This is a genomic window from Roseibium litorale, from assembly GCF_014842915.1.
In the GTDB taxonomy this organism is placed as follows: Bacteria; Pseudomonadota; Alphaproteobacteria; order Rhizobiales; family Stappiaceae; genus Roseibium; species Roseibium litorale.
The window spans coordinates 1-22,640 of sequence record NZ_JACYXI010000002.1 but is presented as its reverse complement, the minus strand read 5'-3'; the positions used below and the strand labels follow the sequence as shown (position 1 = coordinate 22,640).

19 protein-coding genes are annotated in these 22,640 nt (G+C 60.8%); 9 read left to right on the top strand and 10 right to left on the bottom strand.

Features of this window, described 5'->3' with window-relative positions; all coding sequences use genetic code 11:
* Window positions 1–330: 330 nt before the first annotated feature.
* Window positions 331–1,443, top strand: a complete 1,113-nt coding sequence (locus IG616_RS04120) for an iron-containing alcohol dehydrogenase (RefSeq protein ID WP_192146768.1) — start codon at window positions 331–333, stop codon at window positions 1,441–1,443.
* A gap of 76 nt (window positions 1,444–1,519) precedes the next feature.
* Here the strand turns inward: IG616_RS04120 and IG616_RS04115 are convergent, their stop codons facing one another.
* The 6 genes from IG616_RS04115 to tpiA form a co-directional block, all read right to left on the bottom strand.
* Window positions 1,520–4,672, bottom strand: coding sequence for an efflux RND transporter permease subunit (locus IG616_RS04115; RefSeq protein ID WP_192146766.1), 3,153 nt, complete (start codon window positions 4,670–4,672; stop codon window positions 1,520–1,522).
* 5 nt (window positions 4,673–4,677) lie between these two features.
* Window positions 4,678–5,829, bottom strand: a complete 1,152-nt coding sequence (locus IG616_RS04110) for an efflux RND transporter periplasmic adaptor subunit (RefSeq protein WP_192146764.1) — start codon at window positions 5,827–5,829, stop codon at window positions 4,678–4,680.
* Window positions 5,830–5,974: 145 nt separating this feature from the next.
* Window positions 5,975–6,799: a VOC family protein gene (locus tag IG616_RS04105; RefSeq protein WP_192146762.1), complete on the bottom strand. Its 825-nt coding sequence runs from the start codon at window positions 6,797–6,799 to the stop codon at window positions 5,975–5,977.
* 36 nt (window positions 6,800–6,835) lie between these two features.
* Window positions 6,836–8,464: a CTP synthase gene (gene pyrG, locus IG616_RS04100; protein ID WP_192146760.1), complete on the bottom strand. Its 1,629-nt coding sequence runs from the start codon at window positions 8,462–8,464 to the stop codon at window positions 6,836–6,838.
* A gap of 396 nt (window positions 8,465–8,860) precedes the next feature.
* Window positions 8,861–9,232 (bottom strand): preprotein translocase subunit SecG, encoded by a 372-nt coding sequence (gene secG / locus IG616_RS04095; protein WP_192146758.1) that lies wholly within the window; start codon window positions 9,230–9,232, stop codon window positions 8,861–8,863.
* 133 nt (window positions 9,233–9,365) lie between these two features.
* Window positions 9,366–10,124: a triose-phosphate isomerase gene (gene tpiA, locus IG616_RS04090; RefSeq protein WP_192146755.1), complete on the bottom strand. Its 759-nt coding sequence runs from the start codon at window positions 10,122–10,124 to the stop codon at window positions 9,366–9,368.
* Window positions 10,125–10,366: 242 nt separating this feature from the next.
* On the opposite strand from tpiA, the gene IG616_RS04085 reads away from it, so the two are divergent.
* From IG616_RS04085 to IG616_RS04065, 5 genes are all read left to right on the top strand, one after another.
* Window positions 10,367–12,259: a SurA N-terminal domain-containing protein gene (locus IG616_RS04085; protein ID WP_192146753.1), complete on the top strand. Its 1,893-nt coding sequence runs from the start codon at window positions 10,367–10,369 to the stop codon at window positions 12,257–12,259.
* 61 nt (window positions 12,260–12,320) lie between these two features.
* The gene (gene trpD, locus IG616_RS04080) at window positions 12,321–13,334 is read left to right on the top strand and encodes an anthranilate phosphoribosyltransferase (RefSeq protein WP_192146751.1); all 1,014 of its coding nucleotides are present in this window, start codon (window positions 12,321–12,323) and stop codon (window positions 13,332–13,334) included.
* Between the two features lie 5 nt (window positions 13,335–13,339).
* Window positions 13,340–14,152, top strand: coding sequence for an indole-3-glycerol phosphate synthase TrpC (trpC, locus tag IG616_RS04075; RefSeq protein ID WP_192146749.1), 813 nt, complete (start codon window positions 13,340–13,342; stop codon window positions 14,150–14,152).
* An 8-nt stretch (window positions 14,153–14,160) separates the two neighbouring features.
* Window positions 14,161–14,676, top strand: coding sequence for a cyclic pyranopterin monophosphate synthase MoaC (gene moaC, locus IG616_RS04070; protein WP_192146747.1), 516 nt, complete (start codon window positions 14,161–14,163; stop codon window positions 14,674–14,676).
* Window position 14,677: 1 nt separating this feature from the next.
* Window positions 14,678–15,895, top strand: a complete 1,218-nt coding sequence (locus IG616_RS04065; RefSeq protein WP_192146745.1) for a molybdopterin molybdotransferase MoeA — start codon at window positions 14,678–14,680, stop codon at window positions 15,893–15,895.
* A gap of 9 nt (window positions 15,896–15,904) precedes the next feature.
* Here the strand turns inward: IG616_RS04065 and IG616_RS04060 are convergent, their stop codons facing one another.
* Window positions 15,905–16,225 carry a 2Fe-2S iron-sulfur cluster-binding protein gene (locus IG616_RS04060; protein WP_192146743.1) on the bottom strand — a complete coding sequence of 107 codons (321 nt, stop codon included), beginning with the start codon at window positions 16,223–16,225 and terminating at the stop codon, window positions 15,905–15,907.
* Window positions 16,226–16,320: 95 nt separating this feature from the next.
* Entirely contained in the window at window positions 16,321–17,286 is a 966-nt protein-coding gene (locus IG616_RS04055; protein ID WP_192146742.1) for a LysR family transcriptional regulator, read from the bottom strand.
* Window positions 17,287–17,473: 187 nt separating this feature from the next.
* Here IG616_RS04055 and IG616_RS04050 point away from each other — a divergent pair, with 187 nt between their 5' ends.
* From IG616_RS04050 to wrbA, 3 genes are all read left to right on the top strand, one after another.
* Window positions 17,474–18,682, top strand: coding sequence for a cytochrome P450 (locus tag IG616_RS04050; protein WP_192146741.1), 1,209 nt, complete (start codon window positions 17,474–17,476; stop codon window positions 18,680–18,682).
* A gap of 98 nt (window positions 18,683–18,780) precedes the next feature.
* On the top strand, window positions 18,781–20,019 hold the full coding sequence (locus tag IG616_RS04045; RefSeq protein WP_192146740.1) for an NAD(P)/FAD-dependent oxidoreductase: 1,239 nt from the start codon (window positions 18,781–18,783) through the stop codon (window positions 20,017–20,019).
* Between the two features lie 284 nt (window positions 20,020–20,303).
* On the top strand, window positions 20,304–20,903 hold the full coding sequence (wrbA, locus tag IG616_RS04040) for an NAD(P)H:quinone oxidoreductase (RefSeq protein WP_192146739.1): 600 nt from the start codon (window positions 20,304–20,306) through the stop codon (window positions 20,901–20,903).
* Window positions 20,904–20,949: 46 nt separating this feature from the next.
* On the opposite strand, the gene IG616_RS04035 is transcribed toward wrbA, so the two are convergent.
* Both IG616_RS04035 and IG616_RS04030 read right to left on the bottom strand, forming a co-directional pair.
* A complete protein-coding gene (locus IG616_RS04035) occupies window positions 20,950–21,699 on the bottom strand; it encodes a sulfite exporter TauE/SafE family protein (RefSeq protein WP_209007279.1) in 750 nt (249 codons plus the stop codon).
* Window positions 21,700–22,015: 316 nt separating this feature from the next.
* A partial coding sequence (locus tag IG616_RS04030) for a transposase (RefSeq protein WP_192146738.1) occupies window positions 22,016–22,640 on the bottom strand: 625 nt, incomplete at its 5' end.

The window sequence follows — 22,640 nt, the reverse complement described above, 5'->3', positions numbered from 1 at the left end:
TTTTCGTCTAGGTTTGACGATAACCTATCAACTCGTCCTCCCGGACGTAGCAACGCGAAGATCCGGGACCGGTGAGCCCGGGTCTTTCGGTAGTCGACTCTCTGAAACCGATAGTCTTTTGGCTCTCCGGTCCCGGCTCGCGCTACGCTTGGCCGGGATGACGAACAGAGAGGTTTGCTAGCAGGCTGAGGACCAGTTAGACCTCATTGCGCTTTTTCTCTTCCCATTTCCAAAATCTGCACACCGCCAATTTTGGGGAAGGACGACCCCTTCGCGAATATGCAAAGGTGCGGCGGATAACAGAGAGAGACCGGGAGGGCTTCCACACACATGGCTCTGATTACCTATCTGACCACCATCGTTTTCGATCACGGGGCTGTTGCCACCTGCGGCCAGCATGCCGCCAGCCTGGGCATGACGCGTCCCTTGATCGTGACGGACAAGGGACTGATTGCCGCTGGTCTCCTTGAAAAATTGACCGGTCCACTCGGCATGGATGCGGCCGCTTTCGACGGCACCCCATCGAACCCCACGGAAGCGGCCATTATGGACGCTTATGCGCTCTACCAGGAGACCGGCTGCGACGGCGTGATCGGTTTTGGCGGCGGCTCTTCCATCGATCTTGCCAAGGGCGTGCGGCTTCTGTCCGGCAATCCAGCACCGCTCGCCCAATATGCCGCGATCGAGGGAGGCATCTCAAAGATCTCGCCCAAGGTCTGCCCCATGATCGCCGTGCCCACCACGGCAGGAACTGGCTCCGAGGTCGGGCGCGCCTCCGTGATCAACATGAACGACGGGCGCAAGCTTGGCGTCATCAGCCCGGCCATGCTGCCCTCCATAGCCATCTGCGACCCGGAGCTGACCTTGGGTCTGCCGCCCTTTCTGACGGCCGCGACCGGCATGGACGCGATCTCCCATTGCCTTGAGACCTATATGGCGCCGTCCATCAACCCGCCGGCGGAAGCCATCGCGCTGGATGGTCTGACCCGTGGCTTCGGCGCGATCCGGACGGCAGTGAAGAACGGATCGGACAAACAGGCCCGCTGGGACATGATGATGGCCTCCACCGAAGGCGCCATGGCCTTCCAGAAAGGGCTCGGGGCGATCCATTCGCTGACCCATCCGCTGGGCGCCATCAAGGAGCTGAACCTCCATCACGGCACGCTCAACGCGATCCTCACCCCGCCTGTCCTGCGCTTCAACAGACCGGTGATCGGGGCAAAATGGGATGTGATGAGCCGCATTCTCGGCGGTGAGCCGGATCAGGTGATGGCAGAATTAAACAAGGACATCGGCATCCCCTCAGGCCTCGACGCTCTCGGTGTCGCGGCTGACCACCGCGCCCAGGTGGCCAAGGCTGCCCTCAAGGACCACTGCCACGCCACCAACCCGCGCCTGGCAACGGAAGAGGACTACCTTGCCATTCTGGAAGACGCCCGCTGACCCATTCAGCCTTCCTGCACATCAACTCAAAGAGCCGCATCTCAGCGGCTCTTTTCCGTTTCAGATGTGCTTGCACTCACCCTTCGGCTTGAGCGGATTCCGGTTCTTCCGCCTTCATGCCAAGCATGCTTTTCACCTTCTCGCGAGTGGATTGAACGACCACATAGAGGGAAGGAATAAGCAGCACACCAAGGGACGACGCGAAGAACATGCCGCCGAAGACCGCGAAACCGATCGCTTTCTGACTGGCTGCGCCAGCACTGCTGGCCGTCATCAACGGCACCACGCCGAGCAGGAAGGACAAGGCAGTCATCATCACAGCACGGAAGCGCATGTGCGCTGCTTCTTCTGCTGCGGCGACAATCGACTTGCCGCTCTCCCGCTGTTCGATCGCAAATTCCACGATCAGAATCGCGTTCTTCGCCCCCATGCCGACCAGCATGATCATACCGATCTGCGTGTAGAGATTGACGTCCCCGCCCGTCAGGAAGACGGCAACAAAAGCGCCCAGCAGGGCAACCGTCACGGACATCAGAATGGCCAGAGGCATGCTCCAGCTTTCGTACTGAGCCACCAGGAACAGATAGGCAAACAGGATCGACAGGAACAGGATGAAGAGCACGATGTCTCCCGATCCCTGCTGCTGGAGTGCCGTCCCCGTCCATTCATAGCTATAGCCGGAAGGAAGCGCTTCAGTGGCCGCGCCCTGCAGCGCCGCCATGACAGCGCCGGTTGACGCCCCCTGAGCCGGATCTGCGTTCAGCGTGGCGGAGCGGAACATGTTGTAGCGCGTCAGTGTTTGCGGCCCGAGCGTGTTGCTCACCGTCACGAGTGAGCTCAGCGGCACCATGGCCCCGCCCGCCGCGCGGACATAGAGCCGTCCAATGTCATCCGGATTGTTGCGATACTGGCCGTCAGCCTGAAGCATCACCTTGTAGGTTCGCCCGAAGATATTGAAGTCATTCACATAATAAGAACCGAGATAAGTTTGGAGTGTCGTGAACACATCCGCGACATTGACGCCGAGGGTTTTGGCCTTTTCCCGGTCGAGATCGACAAAGAGCTGTGGCACGTCCGACCGGAATGTCGAATAGGCCTGGGCAATATCAGGCGACTGGTTCGCGCCATAGACAAAGGAGCCAACAGCAGAGGAAAGGTCCTGCGGCGTGCCGCCACCGGTTTGCTGAACCATCATCTGCACACCGCCCGTGGTACCAAGACCGGGAATCGGCGGCGGATTGAAGGCAATGATCCGCGCTCCTGGAACAGCTGAGAACTCCGCCCAGAACTTGCCCAGGATGGCGTTGACGCGCAGGGAGGCCTCCTGCCGCTTCGACCAATTGTCGAGCGTGGCAATGATCATCGCCGAATTGGAGGACAGGGCCGAATTGAGGATCGAAAATCCATTGACCGTCACCACATTGGCAACGCCGGGGGTCTGCTTCACCTTATCAATCAGCGACTTGGTGATGATCTCGGTGCGTTCCAGGGAGGCCCCGTCGGGCAGCTGGATGTCAACCATCAGATAGCCCTGATCCTCCAGCGGCAGGAACCCCTGTGGCAGCCGCCCGCCGAGCACCACAATCAAGGCGACGACACCGGCAATGGCAGCAAGCCCTAGGAAGGCGGCGCGCAGAAATCTGCGCACCAAAGCCGAATAGCCATTGCGCACACCGGTGATGCCCCGGTCGAACAGCGCCATGATCCCGCGCGGCGGACCGGCCCGTCGCCTTAGAATCAATCCGCATAACGCCGGAGACAGGGTCAGAGCGTTGATCGACGAAATGATCACAGAGACTGAAATGGTGATCGCGAACTGGGAGTAGAGTTCCCCGGTGATGCCCGGCATGAAAATCGTGGGCACGAAAACCGCGAGCAGAACCAGTGTCGTGGCGATGACCGGGCCGGTAATCTGCCCCATGGCCTTGGCCGTCGCGTCCTGCGGACTGATATCCTCTTCACTCAGGATACGTTCGACGTTTTCCACCACCACGATGGCATCGTCCACCACGATCCCGATGGCCAGAACCAAAGCGAAGAGCGAGATCGTGTTCAGCGACATGCCCAACGCAAGCAGAACCGCGAAGGTGCCGATCAGGGAAACGGGAATGGCAACAGTCGGAATGATTGTCGCCCGCCAGTTGCCCAGGAAAATGAACACCACCGAAACCACCAGAACAAAGGTGATGCACAGTGTGACGATCACATCGTCGAGAGAGGCCTGGACAAAATCCGTCGTGTTAAACGGCACCTCATAGGCAACGTCGTCGGGAAAGGCCCGGGACAATTCCTCAAGACGGGCCTGCACACCCTCGGCAACGGCAATCGCATTGGCGCCAGGTGCCTGATAGACCGCCAGAATGGTCGAGGCCTTGCCGTTGAACGCGCCGCTGGCCGCGTAGGATTGTGCGCCTCTTTCGACACGGGCCACATCTCCGACACGCACAATGGCACCGTCCTTGCCTGTGCGCAGCACGATGTTTTCGAACTGCTCGACGCTGGACAAACGTCCCTGTGCCTTCACCGTGTATTGGAACTGCTGTCCGGCGGGAACCGGCGGTGCCCCGATCTGACCGGCCGCCACCTGCAGGTTCTGATCCCGGACTGCGGTGATGAAGTCAGTGGGCGTCATACCCATGCTGGCCAGACGGTCCGGGTCGAGCCAGATCCGCATGCCGTAGGCGAAATCCGTCAGCACGTCCGCCTTGCCAACGCCCGGAACGCGGGCGAGCGAATCCTTCAGATTGATGGACGCATAGTTCGAAAGGAACACCTCGTCATAGGTGCCGTTGGGAGAATAGAGCGCCACCACCAGAAGCATGTTGGTCGAGGCTTTTTGAACGGTCACGCCATTGGCCGTCACTTCTGAAGGCAACTGGCTGGTGGCCTGACTGACGCGGTTCTGGACATTGACCGCAGCAATATCCGGATCCGTGCCGACAGAGAAGGTCACATTCAAGGAATAGCTGCCGCTGTCGGAGCTGTTCGATGACATGTAGAGCATGTTGTCCACACCGTTGACCTGCGCCTCAATAGGGGCGGCAACGGTATCTTCCAGAACGTCGGCGCTGGCACCAACATAACTCGCCGAGACATTGACGACCGGCGGGGTGATGTTGGGGAACTGTTCGACAGGAAGAGAGAAATAGCCGAGGGCACCAGCAATGGTGATCACGAGGGAAATCACCAGGGCGAATCTGGGACGCCGGATGAAAAAGACCGAGAACATGAGCCCTACCCCGCCTGGCTGACTGACTGGATCGCCTTGACCGGGACACCGGGCCGGACCTTCTGCAGCCCCTCCGTGATCACGCTCTCACCTTCCTGCAAACCATCCTTCACGATGAAGTCAGTTCCCACCTGAGCCCCAAGCTGAATATAGCGCTGCTCCACCGTGCTGCTGCTGTTGACCACGAGCACGAAACTGCCGCGCTGGTCCCGCTGTACAGCCGCCTGCGGCACCATCAGGGCACTGGTTTCCTGCGGAGATTCGATTGTCACCGACACATAGGTGCCATCCACCAGCACGCCGTCCTGATTGGCAAACTCGCCCCGGAACGCAATTGTCCCGGTCTGGGTATCGACCTTGTTGTCGATAAAGACGATCTTGCCGGTCTCGCCATATTGGTCCCCGTTGGGAAGGCCCAGCGTCAGATTCGGCGTTTCTTCCGGCTTGATGTCGGACGGATTCAGTTTGTGAGCGTTCAACGCGCTCAGATACTGAGACTGGCTGACCGAGAAATTCACATAGACTGGAGCCAGCTGGATCACGGTGCCGAGCGCGCTGGAAGACGGTCCAACCACATCGCCAACGCTATAAGGTGTCTTGCCAATCCGGCCATCAAAGGGCGCGGCAACATCTGTATAGCTGAGATCGAGATTGGCTTGGGCGAGGGCCGCCCCAGCTGCTTCCACGGCCGCCTTGGCCTGAGCTGTCTGGGCTTGCGTTGCCTGGAAGGCCGCCTGGGAAATATGCCCCTTGTCAAACAGGTCCTTGTCCCGGGCCTCGTTTGCCGCCTTCAGCGCCGCATCCGCCTTGGCGCTGTCCAGGTCGGCCTGGGCCTTCTGAACATTCGCTTCATACTGGCTTTTCTCGATGACGAAGAGCATCTGCCCCTTCTTGACCAGCGATCCGTCCGGAACGGACTTCTCATCCAGAAAGCCGCTGACACGGGCCACGAGTTCCACTTCGTTGATGGCAGCAACCTGGCCAATAAAGCTCGCGCTCTGGCGGATATCCTTGGTCTGAATGCCGGAAACCGTGACCGAGGGTACCGGCGCGGCGGCAGGCGTCTTCGCTTCGTCTCCGCATGCAGTCAAAGCGGAAAGTGTCAGCAAGGCGAAAATCTTCGCGCTGCCGGAAAATGCGCGGTCGGAAAATTTCATAAACATGGCCCCCCAAGGCACGACAAACGGGAAAATACGTCCCGCCCATGTACAGGTTGAGAACCCTACAGGCCAAATGCGTGGCTGGGCAACACCTGAAAAACAGGGTCACCTGACAAGCTGCTGATGCAATCAAGGAAATAAATCAGGCGGGCACGAGAGCCAAAGTAATGCCGTAAAGACCGCTGGCCGGGATCACCTTGCGCCCGGACAAGCCTTCGCAGGCAATTTCGAGGGCGGCGAGGACCGGCAAGCTGGAAGGCAGGCAGTCAGCTGCGGCATCGCCGTCCCGGAAACGGTAGGCGCGCGGGGTCAGGACAGAAATCGTGCCGCGGGGCGTATCCATCTCAAGGCCAAGGCTCGTCGCGCGCATCTCGCGCTGGCCGGTAAAGCCGCCGAGAAACTCATGATGATCGGACGGGTCGGCCGCGACCATGGTGACGCCACTCAGGCTGCGCGCACCATTTTTATGAGTCTGATAAGCCGGCTTCCAGAAGTTTTCAGGGAAGCGGTTGTAGCAGGTGAAGAACCCGATTTCAGGGGCAAGCGGCTCAGACGTAAAGGTCAGGTCGAACCCGACTTCGCGGACAGACCCATCAGGCTGTACCGCCTTGCGGCCGAAGGAAAACGGCTCATAGGTGCGCAGCCCCAGCTCTGCAAAGGCTGCGCGGTCTGCTGCCGGGTCCCGGCTTTCGGCCACGAGCATGGACATGCCCTCCTTGCCGGAGGCCAGATAGTCCCGGTTGAAAGCGCCAAAGGAAAAGGCGCCCTCGCCTGCATCCTGAATGAGGGATGCGTCTTCAAGGGCAAGAAGCTCAACGAAGAACCTGTCGAGCTGGATCAGCCGGTTGGCCGTTCCCCATGGGTGAACGGCCTTCGGTGTGACGGAGAAGCCAAGCGCTTCCCAGGCGCGGGCCGCTGCATCCAGATCCTGAACGGCAGCGACAACGTGATCGAGCCCACGCACCATGGCTTCCCCCTCATTTTGCCCTTGCGGCAATATCCGTCAGACCAGACGGCTCTGATGCATGGCAGCCTTGACGAAGGATGCGAAAAGCGGATGCGGCTCGAACGGACGGGACTTCAGTTCCGGATGGTACTGAACGCCGATGAACCAGGGATGATCCGCGATTTCGACCGTTTCCGGCAGCACCCCATCGGGGGACGTGCCCGCAAAGATCAGACCGCAGGATTCCAGCTTCTCCCGGTAGCCGATGTTCACCTCATAGCGGTGACGGTGGCGTTCGGAAACGCTGATCGAACCGTAGATGTCCGCGATCTTGGATCCCGGCTTCAGGGCTGCCGTGTAGGCTCCCAGACGCATGGTGCCGCCGAGATCGCCGTCCTGAGACCGGACTTCCTTCTCGTTGCCCTTGGACCATTCGGTCATCAGGCCAACGACAGGCTCCTTGGCAGGGCCGAACTCGGTGGAGTTGGCTTCCGTGATACCGGCCATGTTACGGGCAGCTTCCAGAACCGCCATCTGCATGCCGAAGCAAATCCCGAAATACGGGATCTTGCGGGTTCGGGCGAAGTGAGCCGCGGCAATCTTGCCTTCCGCTCCGCGTTCGCCGAAGCCGCCGGGCACCAGAATGCCGTGCACGCCTTCCAGATAAGGAGTCGGATCTTCCTTCTCGAAGATCTCCGAATCGATCCACTCCATGTTGACCCGCACCCGGTTGGCCAGACCGCCATGAACAAGCGCCTCAATCAGCGACTTGTAGGCATCCTTCAGCACCGTGTACTTGCCGACGATAGCGATCTTCACTTCGCCTTCCGGATTGGCAATGCCTTCGGAAATGCTGGTCCAGCGGTCGAGCACCGGAGCCGGAGCACCCTTGATGCCGAAAGCGGTCAGAACTTCGTCGTCCAGGCCTTCCTTGTGGTAGGCGATCGGCACGTCATAGATGGATTTGACGTCATAAGCCGGGATGACGGCGCTTTCGCGCACGTTACAGAACAGGGACAGCTTGCGGCGTTCCGTTTCCGGAATCTGGCGGTCGCAGCGGACCATCAGGATATCCGGCTGAATGCCGATGGAGCGCAGCTCCTTGACCGAGTGCTGGGTCGGCTTGGTCTTCATTTCACCCGCCGCCGGGATATACGGCATCAAGGTCAGGTGAACATAAACCACATCGCCGCGCGGCAGGTCGTTGCCAAGCTGGCGGATTGCCTCGAAGAACGGCAGGCCCTCGATATCGCCAACCGTGCCGCCGATTTCCGTCAGAACGAAGTCATAATCTTCGTTGCCATCCAGAACGAAGGCCTTGATGGCATCGGTCACATGCGGAATCACCTGAACGGTGCCGCCGAGATAATCCCCGCGCCGTTCCTTGGCGATGATGTCCTGATAGATCCGTCCGGTGGTGATGTTGTCCTGCTTGTTGGCAGGACGGCCGGTGAACCGCTCGTAGTGACCGAGGTCGAGATCCGTCTCTGCCCCGTCGTCGGTGACGAAGCATTCGCCGTGCTGATACGGGCTCATCGTGCCCGGATCAACGTTGAGATAGGGGTCGAGCTTACGAAGCCGGACCTTGTAGCCCCGCGCCTGGAGCAAAGCCCCAAGAGCTGCAGAAGCCAGACCTTTGCCAAGCGAGGAGACCACGCCGCCAGTGATGAAAATGTATCGCGCCATGGAGCAATACCATATCGTTGCGGGGGGCCATCTGACCACCCGGGAGTTTCGTTAGACACAATAAAAATGCCCTGCGTAGAGGCGCAGGGCATTAGGGTTCGGACGCATAAATCTGATGCGAATGGCGCTTCAACTGGCACAGAAAGGCAAGGCGAGCGTCGAAAAGCGGGCTTTCGCCCGGTTGAGACGCTCAACGCCGCATTTCAAAGCCAGTTGAGCGTCCCGGAGGGATTTGGCGAATATGCCCGGCCACTGCGTTGCAAGCCTTTGAAAGCCCTAAGGCTTCCTGCAGCCTTGCTCCTTGTATCCAAGCATATTCGCTCAAACCATTCACATCAAATTTATGGGTCCGAACCCTTTATGTCACGGAACCGCGGCCTTGTGCGGCCTCACGGCTTACTGAGCAGCCGGGACCTGCGCACCAGCGGGCTCTTCAGGCTTCTTGAGAGCATCCAGGATACCATTGCCCGAGCTGCCTTCCGGAGCGGACGGCAGGGTCTGCGTGGCAGACGGACCGGAATCAAGAATAGAGGACGGGCTCTCATTCATCTTGGCGATGAGGCTGAGGGCAACAGAGGTTGCGAAAAAGGCTGCAGCAAGAATCGCAGTCGCCCGGGTCAGAACGTTTGCTGTCCCGCGGCTGGACATGAAGCCACCGCCGCCACCGCCGCCCATGCCAAGAGCTCCGCCTTCGGAACGCTGAAGCAGGACGACCAGCACCAGTGCCAGCACGACCATCAAATGTATGACGATGACTACGGTTTCCATCGTTTGCCATTCTGTTTGTTCAAGATTGGCGGGGTTCTACACCACCTTCGCCAGGCTTTCCACCCTTGAAATGGAACTTTGCCCTATCCCCTTTCAAGGGTGAGCCGCCAAATGAACAGGTTTCAGGCCGGGATCAGGCGTAAGCGGCCAGGATCCCGAGGAAATCGGCGGCCTTCAGGCTGGCCCCACCAACAAGCGCGCCGTCCACATTGGCAACGCCCATCAGTTCAACGGCATTGCCAGGCTTCACAGAGCCGCCGTAGAGCAGCCGCATGGATGCGCCTTCCGCACCGAAGCGCTTCACCAGCACATCGCGCATGGCGCCATGCATGGCTTCCACGTCGGCTGCGGTCGGCGTCAGGCCGGTGCCAATAGCCCAGACCGGCTCATAGGCAATGACACAGTTCTTCGCCGTTGCACCGTCCGGAACCGAACCGGCAAGCTGCTCAGACACGACGGCGACTTCCTCACCTGCCTTGCGCTGCGCTTCCGTCTCGCCAACACAGATGATGGCAGGAACCCCTGCCCGCCAGGCAGCTTCCGCCTTGGCACGCACATCAGAATCACTTTCACCATGATCCGCACGGCGCTCGGAATGGCCGACGATAATCGCACTTGCACCTGCATCGGCCAGCATTTCGGCAGACAGATCGCCGGTGTGGGCCCCATTGGCCTTGGCGTGGCAATCCTGCGCGCCAACCTGCACCGGTGTGCCCTTTGCAGCCTCAGCCATCAGTGCCGTCAGAGTTGCCGGAGCACAGATCATCGTATCGGCCCTGGCCGCAAGATCCGCACTGAAACCCGCCACAATCCGGCTGAATTCCTCCAGCGAAGCGCGGGTTCCATTCATTTTCCAGTTTCCGGCAACAAGCGGCTTGATGGTCTGCGTCATGCCAAGCGGTCCTTTTGAAAGATCTCGAAATGCGGCCTTTCGTCTAGCGCCGAATGCCTGCCGCTGCCAGTGAATTTTCGCGCTCGAAGGCCCTCCGGAAAAGCTTCGTGGCAGAAAGTCGCCCGCCGCCTTGCCCGCCCCGGTTCCCGTCTCTATTATCCGCCCGCTCCGAAGCGGAGCTTTGAGAGTTCATATAAGGTCCGGAGAAACCGGACCCCGGATTGCAAGAGACTGGAGACGTCATGCTCGACGCGCTGCGCAAGGGCGCTGGCACCATTGTTGCCAAACTGTTTATCGCATTGCTTGTGCTCAGCTTTGCCGTGTGGGGCGTCGCAGACATGTTCAAGGGCTTTGGCCAGAACGTGGTCGCCACGGTCGGGGACACCGAGATTCCGCTGATCACTTTTGACCGCGAATACCGCCGTGATCTTGCAAACTTCTCCAGCCGCATCGGACGGACGCTCTCCACCACCGAGGGGGCGCAGTTCGGCCTGCCGCAGCAGACGCTTGGCCGCCTTGTCGCGCAGGCAGCTCTCGATGAGGCTGCAACCAGCATGCGGCTTGGTGTCTCGGACGAACGGCTGATTTCCCTGATCCATGCCGACCCGGCCTTCCAGAGCCCGGCCGGCGGATACGACCGCAACCGTCTGGCACAGGTGCTGCGGAACGCAGGCGTCAGCGAAGACGAATATGTCACCGACCGCCGCAAGCTGGCGGAACGTCAGCAGCTGGCTGAAGCCGTCTCCGGCGGCATGGTTGCTCCCGATGCCTATCTGGAAGCGGTGAACCGCTTTCAGGGCGAGACCCGCAATGTCAGCTATCTGACCATCGATGCTTCGTCCATCGGCGAGATCGCCGATCCGGATCAGGCAACGCTGGAAAGCTATTATGAAGCTCAGAAGGAAAAGTTCCGGGCTCCGGAATACCGTCAGGACGTTCTGCTTGAACTGACGCCCGACAGTCTTGCCCGTCCCGGGGATGTGACTGACGAGGCGATCAAGCAGGAATATGACGACAACACCGATGCCTATTCCCAGCCTGAGCGCCGCATGGTCCGTCAGATTGCCTTCCTGAACAAGGAAGACGCGGACAAGGCCGCCGAAGAGCTGAAGGCCGGAAAGACATTCGATGACCTCATGGCCGAGCGCAATCTTGCCGACAAGGACGTCTCTCTCGGCCTTATGACCAAGAGCGACTTCCTTGACCCGGCAATCGGCGATGCGGCTTTCTCCATGGAAACCGGAGAGACCAGCGGCATTATCGATGGCCGGTTCTCCTCCGTCGTCATCAACGTCACAGAAGTTCAGCCGGCACATACCAAGCCGCTTGAGGAAGTCAGCGCGGACATCCGCAAGACGCTGGCCAAAGAAACTGCCGAGCGGGAAGTCCTTGACCTCCTGAATGATGTTGAGGATGCGCGCGCCGGCGGCGAAAGCCTGCAGGCCGTTGCCGACCGCTTCCAGCTGAAGACCATCACCCCTGCCCCGTTCGACAACACCGGCAAGGGCGAAGACGGCAAGGCAGTTCTGCTTCCGGATGTGGATGGTCTTGTGGCAGGCACGTTCGACAGCGACATCGGCATCGAGAACGACCCGCTGCCGATCGGCCAGCGCGGCTTCCTCTGGTACGAAGTGACCAAGGTGACCCCCGCCCGGGACCGCGAGCTTTCCGAAGTGCGTGACGGCGTGATCAAGGCCTGGAAGGCCGAAGAGACGGACAAGCGCATCAACGCAAGGGTCAAGGAGCTGGTGGACAAGGCCAAGGCCGGAACCAGCCTTGCAGATCTGGCGGCGGAGAACGGCCTCACCGTGAAAACCGCAGAGAACGTCAAGCGCGGTGAAGCGTCCGGCGACCTCAGTCAGGAAGCTGCAACCGTGATCTTCTCCGGTCCGGCAGGGACCATCACGGATGCGGGCGAGGCAAAGGGCAATGGCCGTCTGATTCTGCGTGTCGATGCCACCAATACCCCCGCATTCTTCGCGGAAAGCGACGATCTGAAGCAGATCCGTGATCAGCTTTCCCAGCAGTTGCAGGATTCGCTTCTCAACGAGTACATCTCTCAGGTGGAAGCGGAAGCAGGTGTCGAGATCAACCAGGCCGCCATCGGCCTCGTGATCGGCGCCCCTTCGAACTGACGCCCCGCATCGGAGCAGCTCATTTGAGCAGCGCCTCCGGCAATCCCGAACGGACAAGGCCATGAGTAATTTCAAGGACTATATCGCCAAGGTTGCCGGCGGCGCCTCGCTTTCGCGCGAGGATGCCCGCAAGGCATTCGAGATCATCCTTTCCGGCGAAGCCACACCCTCCCAGCTTGGCGGTTTCCTGATGGCCCTGCGCGTGCGCGGCGAGACCATCGATGAAGTGACCGCAGCGGTCGACACCATGCGGTCCAAGATGCTTACCGTGAAGGCGCCTCAGGATGCTGTCGACATCGTCGGCACCGGCGGCGACAGCACGGGCAGCTACAACATTTCCACCTGCACCTCGATTGTGGTGGCGGGCTGCGGCGTTCCGGTGGCCAAGCACGGCAACCGCTCGCTTTCGTCCAAGTCCGGCTCCTCCGAGGCTCTGGCCCAGCTGGGCGTGAACATCGATATCGGCCCAGACAAGATCAGCGAATGCATCGACAAGGCCGGGATCGGGTTCATGTTCGCGCCCTTGCATCATTCGGCCATGAAACATGTCGGCCCGACCCGGGTGGAGCTTGGCACACGCACGATCTTCAACCTGCTTGGCCCCCTTTCCAGCCCGGCTGGGGTCAAGCGCCAGATGCTCGGCGTCTTTGCCCGCGAGTGGGTGGAGCCGATCGCGGAGGTTCTGCGCAATCTTGGCTCCAAACATGTCTGGGTCGTTCACGGCTCCGATGGCATGGATGAGATCACCACCACTGGCGTCAGCTATGTGACGGAACTCAAGGACGGAAATCTGCGCTCCTTCGAGATCCACCCCTCGGACGCGGGTCTTCCCCTCGCCCGGATAGAGGATCTCAAGGGCGGCGAGCCGGAGGAAAACGCACGGGCCCTGCGCGAAGTGCTCCAGGGTGCCCGCAATCCCTACCGCGATGTTGTCTTGTTCAATGCCGCCGCGTCGCTCATCATTGCGGGACGGTGTGAGACCTTGCCCGAAGGCGTCGCGCTTGCGGCACAGTCCCTCGACAGCGGCGCAGCAGCCGACCGGCTGGAACGGCTGGTCGCAGTGTCCAACGGATAAGTACGATGGCTGACATTCTGAAGAAAATCGAAGAGTACAAGCGCGCGGAAATCGCAGCAGCCAAGAGCCTGGTCTCTCTTCGTGAGCTTACCTCCGTCATAAGCGAGATCGCCCCGCCCCGCGGTTTCCAGAAGGCCATCGAAACCAAGCTTGCCGCCGGGGACTATGCCCTGATCGCGGAGATCAAGAAGGCCAGCCCTTCCAAGGGCCTGATCCGCGAGGATTTCGATCCCCCGCTTCTGGCCAAGGCCTACGAGACCGGCGGAGCAGCCTGTTTGTCTGTTCTGACCGACACGCCATCCTTCCAGGGTAAGCCGGAATATCTGAATGCCGCCCGCGAGGCCGTCAGCCTGCCCGCCCTGCGCAAGGACTTCCTCTATGACACCTATCAGGTTCACGAGGCCCGCGCCTGGGGAGCAGATTGCATCCTGATCATCCTGGCCGCCGTGGAAGATGATATCGCCAAGGCACTGGAAGACACCGCCTTCGAGCTGGGCATGGACGTGCTTCTGGAAGTTCATGACGAAGAAGAGATGGAGCGGGCGCTGAAGCTCTCCTCGAAGCTTCTCGGCATCAACAACCGCAATCTGAAGACCTTCGAGACGTCTCTGGAAACCAGCGAGCGGCTGGCGCCGATGGTACCGTCCGACCGGATCATCGTTGGCGAATCGGGTCTCTTCACCCCGGACGACCTGACCCGCATGGGCAAGAGCGGCATCAACACCTTCCTCATCGGCGAAAGCCTGATGCGCCAGGCGGACGTTGCCTCTGCGACACGGGCCCTTCTGACACGCCAGACCGCAGACGCAGCGGAGTAAGTCAGCTCATGAGCGGAAGCGGTGAAGGCCCGAAACTGACCCATATCGATGCGGCGGGCGCAGCCCACATGGTCGACGTTTCGGAAAAGGCCGTCACGTCGCGCATCGCCGTGGCTGAGGGGACCGTGACCATGCGTCCGGAAACCCTTGAGCTGATTGTGTCGGGCAACGCCAAGAAGGGCGACGTGATCGCCACCGCCCGGATTGCCGGTATCATGGCGGCGAAGAAGACCCACGAGTTGATCCCGCTCTGCCATCCGCTGGCGCTTTCCAAGGTCACCATCGACATCGAGCCGGACAGCACCTTACCTGGCCTGCGGGTGACCGCAACCACGAAGGTCAGCGGCCAGACCGGTGTCGAGATGGAAGCCCTGACGGCCTGCTCCGTCGCCTGCCTTACCGTTTATGACATGGCGAAGGCGGTGGACCGGGGCATGGTCATCGGCGGCGTGCGGCTTCTGGAAAAGGCTGGCGGCAAATCCGGTCACTGGACCATTGCAGACGGCGGAACCGGGGGAACCTGACATGGCTGGAAATGCGCCTCTGATTCCCGTTTCCGAGGCCCTTGAGCGCCTGTTGAAGGATGTTCATCCGCTCGGGCGCGAGAATGTGCCGCTTTCCGCAGCCAATGGCCGCATCCTGGCGCTGGACCTTGCCTCCAAACGCACCCAGCCGCCCTTCGCAGCCTCCGCCATGGACGGTTATGCCGTCCGCCATGCGGATGTGATCGAGGTGCCTGCAACGCTCACCCTTATCGGCGAGGCGCCTGCGGGCCATGGGTTCACCGGCACGGTGCAAAAGGGCGAGACCGTGCGGATTTTCACCGGAGCACCGGTGCCCAAAGGCGCGGACACTGTCGTCATTCAGGAAAACACCGGCCGCGAAGGCAGCCAAGTGACCGTTCTGGAAGCGCCCAAACCCGGCGCCAACATTCGTGCCCCCGGACTGGATTTTGCCGAAGGTGACCTGCTGCTGAGCGCCCGAACTAGGCTCGATTACCGGTCTCTTTCGCTCGCCGCCGCCATGAACCATGCGGTGCTGCCGGTTCAGCGCAAGCCGCTGGTGGCCGTGCTTGCCACAGGTGACGAGCTGGTGACGCCGGGAGGAGAGCCCGGCCCGGATCAGATCATCGCCTCGAATCACGCCGGCATCGCCGCCATGGTCGAGGATTGCGGCGGCGCGGTCCTGGATCTCGGAATTTCACCTGATGACGTCGGGATCATGGCAAGCCATGTGCGCCGGGCCGTAGAGGCCAAGGCGGATGTTCTGGTCACCCTTGGCGGAGCCTCTGTCGGCGACCACGACCTGGTTCAGGATGTGCTGGGCGGCGAAGGCATGGAACTGGCCTTCTGGAAGATCGCCATGCGTCCGGGTAAACCGTTGATGGCAGGTCATCTGGGCGGGACCAAGGTGCTTGGCCTGCCGGGCAACCCGGTCTCCAGCATTGTCTGTGCGCTCCTATTCCTGAAACCGCTCCTCGCAAAAATGCTCAATCAGCCAGGGCAGAACGAAAGGCTTCTGGAAGCCATGGTAACGGCTGATCTGCGCGAGAATGACCGGCGGCAGGATTATATCCGGGCACTGCTTTCGGAAGATGCTGACGGCCGGCTGACTGTGTCGCCCTTCCCGACCCAGGACAGTTCCATGCTCAGCCTGCTGGCACGCGCGGGCGCTCTGATTGTCCGCCCGCCTCATGCCCCGGCCGCCAAATCCGGCGACCGGGTGCCGATTGTCCGGCTCTGACTGCCAGCCTTATTGCGTATCGGGAACGCGGATTTCCCAGCCATCCATATCCTCGGTGACGATGATCTGGCAGCTCAGGCGGCTGCCGTCCTTCACCTCCGCATTGGCGAAGTCCAGCATGTCGGCTTCCGTATCGCTCTTTGACGGCAGTGCCGCCATCTGATCCTCGCTGAAATAGCAATGGCAAGTGGCGCAGGCGAGCGAGCCGCCGCAATCCGCCACCACGCCAGCGACATTTCCGTCCCGGGCGGTTTCCATGACCGATTTGCCTATCTGGGCATCCACTTCCGTGCGGGTGCCATCGGCTTCGATGAAAATGAGCTTGGGCATAGTTTGCGCCTCCTCCTTGCGCAGCTTTCCTCCCCCGGGCGTCCCTCCGGGCAGCTTTAAGCGGGTAAGACCTCATACCTCATTGATCAATCCGGTCACATCGATACATCCGATCCAATTTCCTGATAGCGATGGGTTTCGGCATCCAACGCACTGGCCGGAGGAACCGAATTGGCGATGCGGGCAATTTCCTGCCGCACCCAGGCGTGCATCGGCGAATGCTGCGTACGTGATGTCCAGACCAGATCGATGTCGAACGGCGCCGGGCACGGACAGGGGCGGATCACCACTCCCTTGTCCATGGAAGCCGCCATCCGGCTCGGCAAAGTGGCGATCAAGTCCGTTCCCCGCAGGATTGTGCCGAGATCAGCGGGACTTGGAACACCCAGAACCTGGTTGAGCAGAATGCCCTGTTTTTCCAGCTCCAGCAGGTAGTTGGACTTCCAGTTGCCGCCATAGGTCACCACGGCATGGGCAGCAGAGACGTAAGAGGCGAGGTCCAGTGTGCGGCTGGCCAGCGGGTTCCCCCGGTCCATCACACAGACGTAGTGATCGTTGAGCAGCCTCCGCTTGTAGAGCCCGCTGTCATTGAAGCGGATCGGACCCATCAGGAAATCGCTGTCTCCGCGCTTCAGCTGAGCGCCTCCCGAGCCGAAGGCCTGGTGAACGGCAACCGATAGCCCAGGGGCCTGAGCGCGCAGTACCCTCAAAAGTTCCGGCAGGATCACCAGCCGCTCATAGTAGTTGCAGGACAGGGACACCAGCCCGGCGGCTTCCGCAGGGTCGAAGGCGCGCGGTGTTGCAATGGCCTGGTAGGACTCCAGCATGTCCCGCAGTCCGGCGACAATGTCCGAGCAGCGGTCCGTTGCCGCGATTCCGCTTCCCTGCCGCACGAACAGGGGGTCCTGCAAGGCCTTGCGCAGCCGCTCAATCGTATAGCTGACGGTCGACTGATTCACGTCCAGCCGCTCTGCGGCACCGGAAAACGAGCCACTGTCGAAAACCTGAACGAGTGTCCGCAAGGCATTGAAATCAATTGAAAACGGGTCTACCCGGCTCATGGCTCCTCCCCCGCGGCCCTTCCTGCCCTATCGGTGAATTGAATTCTCCGATAAAGTATATCAATCCGATCTAATTGCCCGATGCAATCAAAAGATCCAGAGTTTAAACCTTGGAAACGGCTGGCCGGAGAAGGTCCGCCATGGGCAGACACCGTTGGAGGACGGCCTGCCGGGAGGAGAGGACATTATGGCTGACGCAGCCCATGCGCGCTCAAGAGCGCCGCTTGCACCGCTGGACACCACCATCACCATCGATCAGCTCACGCGCGATCCCTATCCAATCTACAAGCGGCTGCGGGCCGAGGCTCCCGTCCTAAGGGTCCAGTCAGTCGGGCGGACGCTTCTGACCAAGGCGGCGGACACGAAGATGGTCAAGGATGACCCGGTTCTGTTCAGCTCGGACGATCCTAACACACCGATGCAGCGCGCTTTCGGGGCCCACACCCTGATGCGGCGCGACGGCGAGGACCACATGCGGCTGCGCAATGCCATGGCCTCGTCCTTTTCCGCCAAAAACATCAAGGATGTCTGGATCCCGGCCTATGAGAAGGTGGTCGAGGACTATGTCGCCCGCCTGCCCCGCGGCGAGGTTGTCGACCTTTTTCCGGCTCTGGCAGGTCCCGTGTCGGCCCGTTGCCTTGCGATTCTGCTCGGTATTCCCGAGGCGAGCGACAGCGACATGGAACTCTGGTCACAGACCCTGATCAATGGCGCCGGCAATTTCGGCTGGAAGCCGGAGATCTTCGAAATCTGCGACCGGGAAAACGTCCGCATGGATGCCTGCATCAACGCGGCCGCCGATAAGCTGCGCGGCACGGACGACCCGTCGGCGGTTGCGGCGATGATCAATGCAGATGACCCGATCGAACATGAGCAGATGATTGCCAACATCAAGATCGCCATCGGCGGCGGCATCAACGAACCGCGCGATGCCGCTCTCACGGCGGTTTTCGGCCTTCTTACCAATCCGGACCAGCTGGCGGCCGCCAAGCAGGATGACAAACTGTGGACCACAGTCTTCGAAGAGGCCGTGCGCTGGGTCGCGCCCATCCAGGCCAGTTCCCGCCGGGTGACCGCCGATACGGAAATCCGCGGGTTCCATATCCCCAAGGGTGACGTGGTCATGACCATTCAGGCCTCCTCCAACCACGACGAGGAGATCTATGAGGACGGGCACCTCTTCAACATCTTCCGGCCCAAGGTGCCGCACCAGGCTTTCGGCAACGGTCCGCATTTCTGCATGGGCACCCATATCGCCCGCCGCATGGTCGGCCAGATCCTTCTGCCGAAGCTGTTCGACCGGTTCCCGAACATGAAACTCACCGACCCGGACGAAGTGATTTTCTCCGGGTTCGGTTTCCGCGGTCCGTTGAACTTGCCCGTGATCCTCAACTAGTGGCATCTTGATCTCAAGATTCGTCCCGGGCGCCTGCCCGGGGCCAACCCGCCACCCGCCCCGCCCACGGCAAGGACAAAACAGGTCCCGCAGTGCTCATGACCGAAACCACTTCCCCCGTCGTCGTCATTGGCGCAGGACAGGCAGGCCTGTCCTTCTGCGCCAAGCTCCGCAGCCTTGGCCATGAGGGCCCGATCACCCTGATCGGCGAGGAGGCAACCGCCCCCTATCAGCGCCCGCCCCTGTCCAAGGCCTATGCCCTTGGCGAGATGGACCGGGACCGTTTGCTGCTGCGCCCGCTGGAATTTTATGAAAAGAACGGCATCACCCTGAAAACGAGGGTGAAGGCAACGGCCATCGACCGCACGGCCAAGACCGTTGCCCTGTCCGATGGCTCCAGCCTGCCCTATGGCGTTCTTGCCATTGCAACCGGTTCCATTCCCCGCCGGTTGCCTGACGCCATCGGCGGAAATCTGGAAGGGGTGCTGACCATCCGTGATCTGGAAGACGCGGACCGGTTCGCCAGTCTTCTGAAGACCGCCAAGTCCTGCGCCATCATCGGCGGCGGATACATCGGCCTGGAAGCAGCAGCCGTTGCCTCGAAACTTGGGTTGAGCGTCACCCTGATCGAAGCCGCTGAGCGTATTCTTCAGCGGGTCGCGGCCAGTGAGACCTCCAGCTATTTCCGGGCGCTGCACGACAGCCACGGCGTCAGAATCCTCGAAGGCGCACGGCTTGCCCGCCTGACCGGTGAGCATGGCAAGGTCACCGGCGTTGAGCTGGAGGACGGCAGCATGGTGGAGGCAGGGTTCGTCATCACCGGCATCGGTGTTCACCCCGCAGATACGCTGGCGGGGGACGCTGGCCTCGAAATCGACAATGGAATCGCGGTCAACGCCTCCGGTCAAACCAGCGATCCGTCGATCTATTCCTTCGGCGACTGCGCCTCCTTCCCCTATCAGGGGGGACGTATCCGGCTGGAAAGCGTTGGAAACGCGATTGCCCAGGCGGAAGCCGCCGCCACAGCCGTCATGGGGTCGGAAGCCCCTTATGCCGCCAAGCCCTGGTTCTGGTCGGACCAATATGATGTCAAACTGCAGATCGCGGGCCTCAACACCGGCTATGACCGCGTTGTGACGCGCCCGGTGGATGGGAAGAGCGTTTCCTTCTGGTATTTCAAGGGCAACCGGCTGATTGCGGTCGATTCGATGAATGATCCGCGCGCCTATATGGTCGGCAAGCGCATGATCGAGAGCGGCAAGTCGCCAGACCCTGCGCAGATTGCTGACCCGGCTCAGGACCTGAAGACCCTCGCGACGATCGACACACCAGCCTGACGGACGGCCTGATAGAGGGCGCGCGTTATTGCGCCCGCCCGCCTGAAAACTTGGCTTTCACCATTGAACGCCCGGGCCGGATTCAATGCTGTGCCCGGGCGGTTTCATTTTCGCGCATCCGGCAGCACGCAATTAATTGTCCGGACTTAACATCTGTTCACGAATATTGAACACAGCGTGCGGAATTGCTGCTCTTACGTTGCAGCGCAACCAAGGTCATGTGTAGGGGCAAGGCAGGCCATTTTCCTGGCTCGCCGTTTCCTTTCACTGATCAGGAGGCCGCAATGGCTAAGGTTCTCGTTCTCTACTATTCCAGCTACGGTCACATCGAAACCATGGCAGGCGCCATCGCAGAAGGTGCACGCTCCGCCGGCGCCACTGTCGACATCAAGCGCGTTGCCGAGACCGTGCCGGAAGAGATCGCCAAGGGTGCTTATTTCAAGCTGGAGCAGGACGCTCCGGTCGCGACCGTTGAAGACCTGAAGAACTACGACGCGATCATCGTTGGCGCTCCGACCCGTTTCGGCCGCATGCCGTCGCAGATGGCAAACTTCTGGGAACAGGCTGGCGGTCTGTGGGCCACTGGCGCCCTGCATGGCAAGGTCGCAGGTGCTTTCACCTCTTCCGCTTCCCAGCATGGCGGCAACGAAACCACCCTGTTCTCGATCCTCACCAACCTGCTGCACTTCGGCATGGTCATCGTCGGCCTGCCCTACAGCCACCAGGGTCAGTTGACCATTGATGAAGTCGTTGGCGGCGCACCTTATGGCGCAACCACCATTGCAGGCGGCAAGGGCGAGCGTCAGCCGAGCGAAATCGAACTGGAAGGCGCACGCCACCAGGGCCAACTGATTGCCGAAACAGCTGCGAAGCTGCACGGCTGATCTGCTTCTTGCAGATTGATTCTGACGGGCGGTCCCACCCCGCCCGTCAGAGCAGAAAGACCTCGGCGAGGATCTTGGCCGAGATCAGCACCAGAAGACCGAGAATGATCCGGTCGAAGGTTTCCCGGGCCACTTTTCGGGCCAGCATGGCTCCCAGCGGCATGGCCGCCAGAATGGCCATTGTCGCGCCAAGCCCGACCAGAAACCGCTCTCCCGTCAGAAGACCGACTTCCACCAGCCGTTCGAACTGAAACGCCGACATGACGGTGAAAAAGATCGAAATGGTGCCGATGAAGCTGAGCCGCGGCAGTTTCAATGCGTTCAGAAAGCTGAGCGATGCCGGGGCGGAAATGCCGATCGCCCCCTGCAGCGTGCCACCGAGCAGCCCGGCAGGACCCGCCAGCCAGACCCCGGTCTGGTAGGGCAGAACCCAGTCCGGCTTCAGCAGCCGGAACAGCACATATCCCAGCACCACAACGGACATGATGACGAGCAGCGCCTCAGACGGCAGCCCCGCCAGAAAATAAGTGCCGATCACCGCGCCGATGCCGCCGCCCGCCGAGAACAGAAGAACAAAAGGCCATGGCAGCAAGTGCTTGCGTGTCTGCCAGCCCTGCCAGAAGTTCGTTAGAAGATTGGGCACGACGAACACGGAAACAGCGAACTGGACGTCTACCAGAGCGGCAAGAACGGGTACGCCGATGATCGGAGCCCCTGCCCCGGTAGCCCCCTTCAGCAAGCCTCCCATCGCACAGGCAACAAGAGCTCCGGCAAGCGTCAGGATGTCGAGTTCCACAGTCTGATTCCCTATCGTGAGTTGCGCTCTGCAAAGGGTTAGCGGCTTAGCGCATTTCCTTCCAGCACAACCGGCATGACAACTGTGTTTAGGCGAAACTGCGCAGGTCTCTCAGGATAGTCTTCAAGGCAGTGAGACGCTTTCTGGCAATGGCATAGACCGCCTTTTTTTTCGAGACCTGTCTGTGCAGGATCCCCAAAGCGATGTTCTGGGCAGGCCGGTAACGACGACCGCGGGGCAAGGAATTGCCTGGTCCGCGAAGGCTTTTCCGCACGCACGCAATGCCAGATGTGTGTGCCGGCCCCTCCGTTCGTCATCAACTCTGTTTTGCGATGTCCTCTCTGATTCTGGCATTGAGGATGACGATGATCTTGCGCATGAGAGCCGAGATGGCAACGATTGGCTTTTTGCCGTTCTGTATAAGCCGTTGATAGAACGCCTTTAATGGACCATTTGCCCGGCTCGCGGCCAATGCTGCCATGAAGAGGATGGTCCGGACCTGGGGCCGTCCTCCGCGCATTTTCCTGTAGCCTCGCAGGGTGCCGCTGTCTCTTGGATGAGGCGCCGTGCCTGCGAGGGCGGCTGCTTGCCGCCGCCTCAAGGTGCCCAGCTCCGGCATGCTGGCAGCCAGGCCGATGGCGGTGCGCGGCCCGACACCGGGAAGCGATCGGCTCACCGCTACCCGGCGCTTGAGAGACTGACAGGTCTCGATCAGGTCTTCGACCTGCTGATCCAGCAGTTCTAGTTGAGCCTTGATGGTGCGCAGCAAGGCCTTGCATGTGTTTTTGAGCGCTTGCGGCCCAGGAGCCTTCAGGCGGTTGGTTTCCGCCACTTTCATGCTGATCAATTCCTGCCTGCGGGCGGCCAGTGCCGTCAAATGGGCCAGCTCCTTGGCGGCTGGAGTGAAGAGGGCCAGGACCTTCCAGCGCTCCTGGCCATAG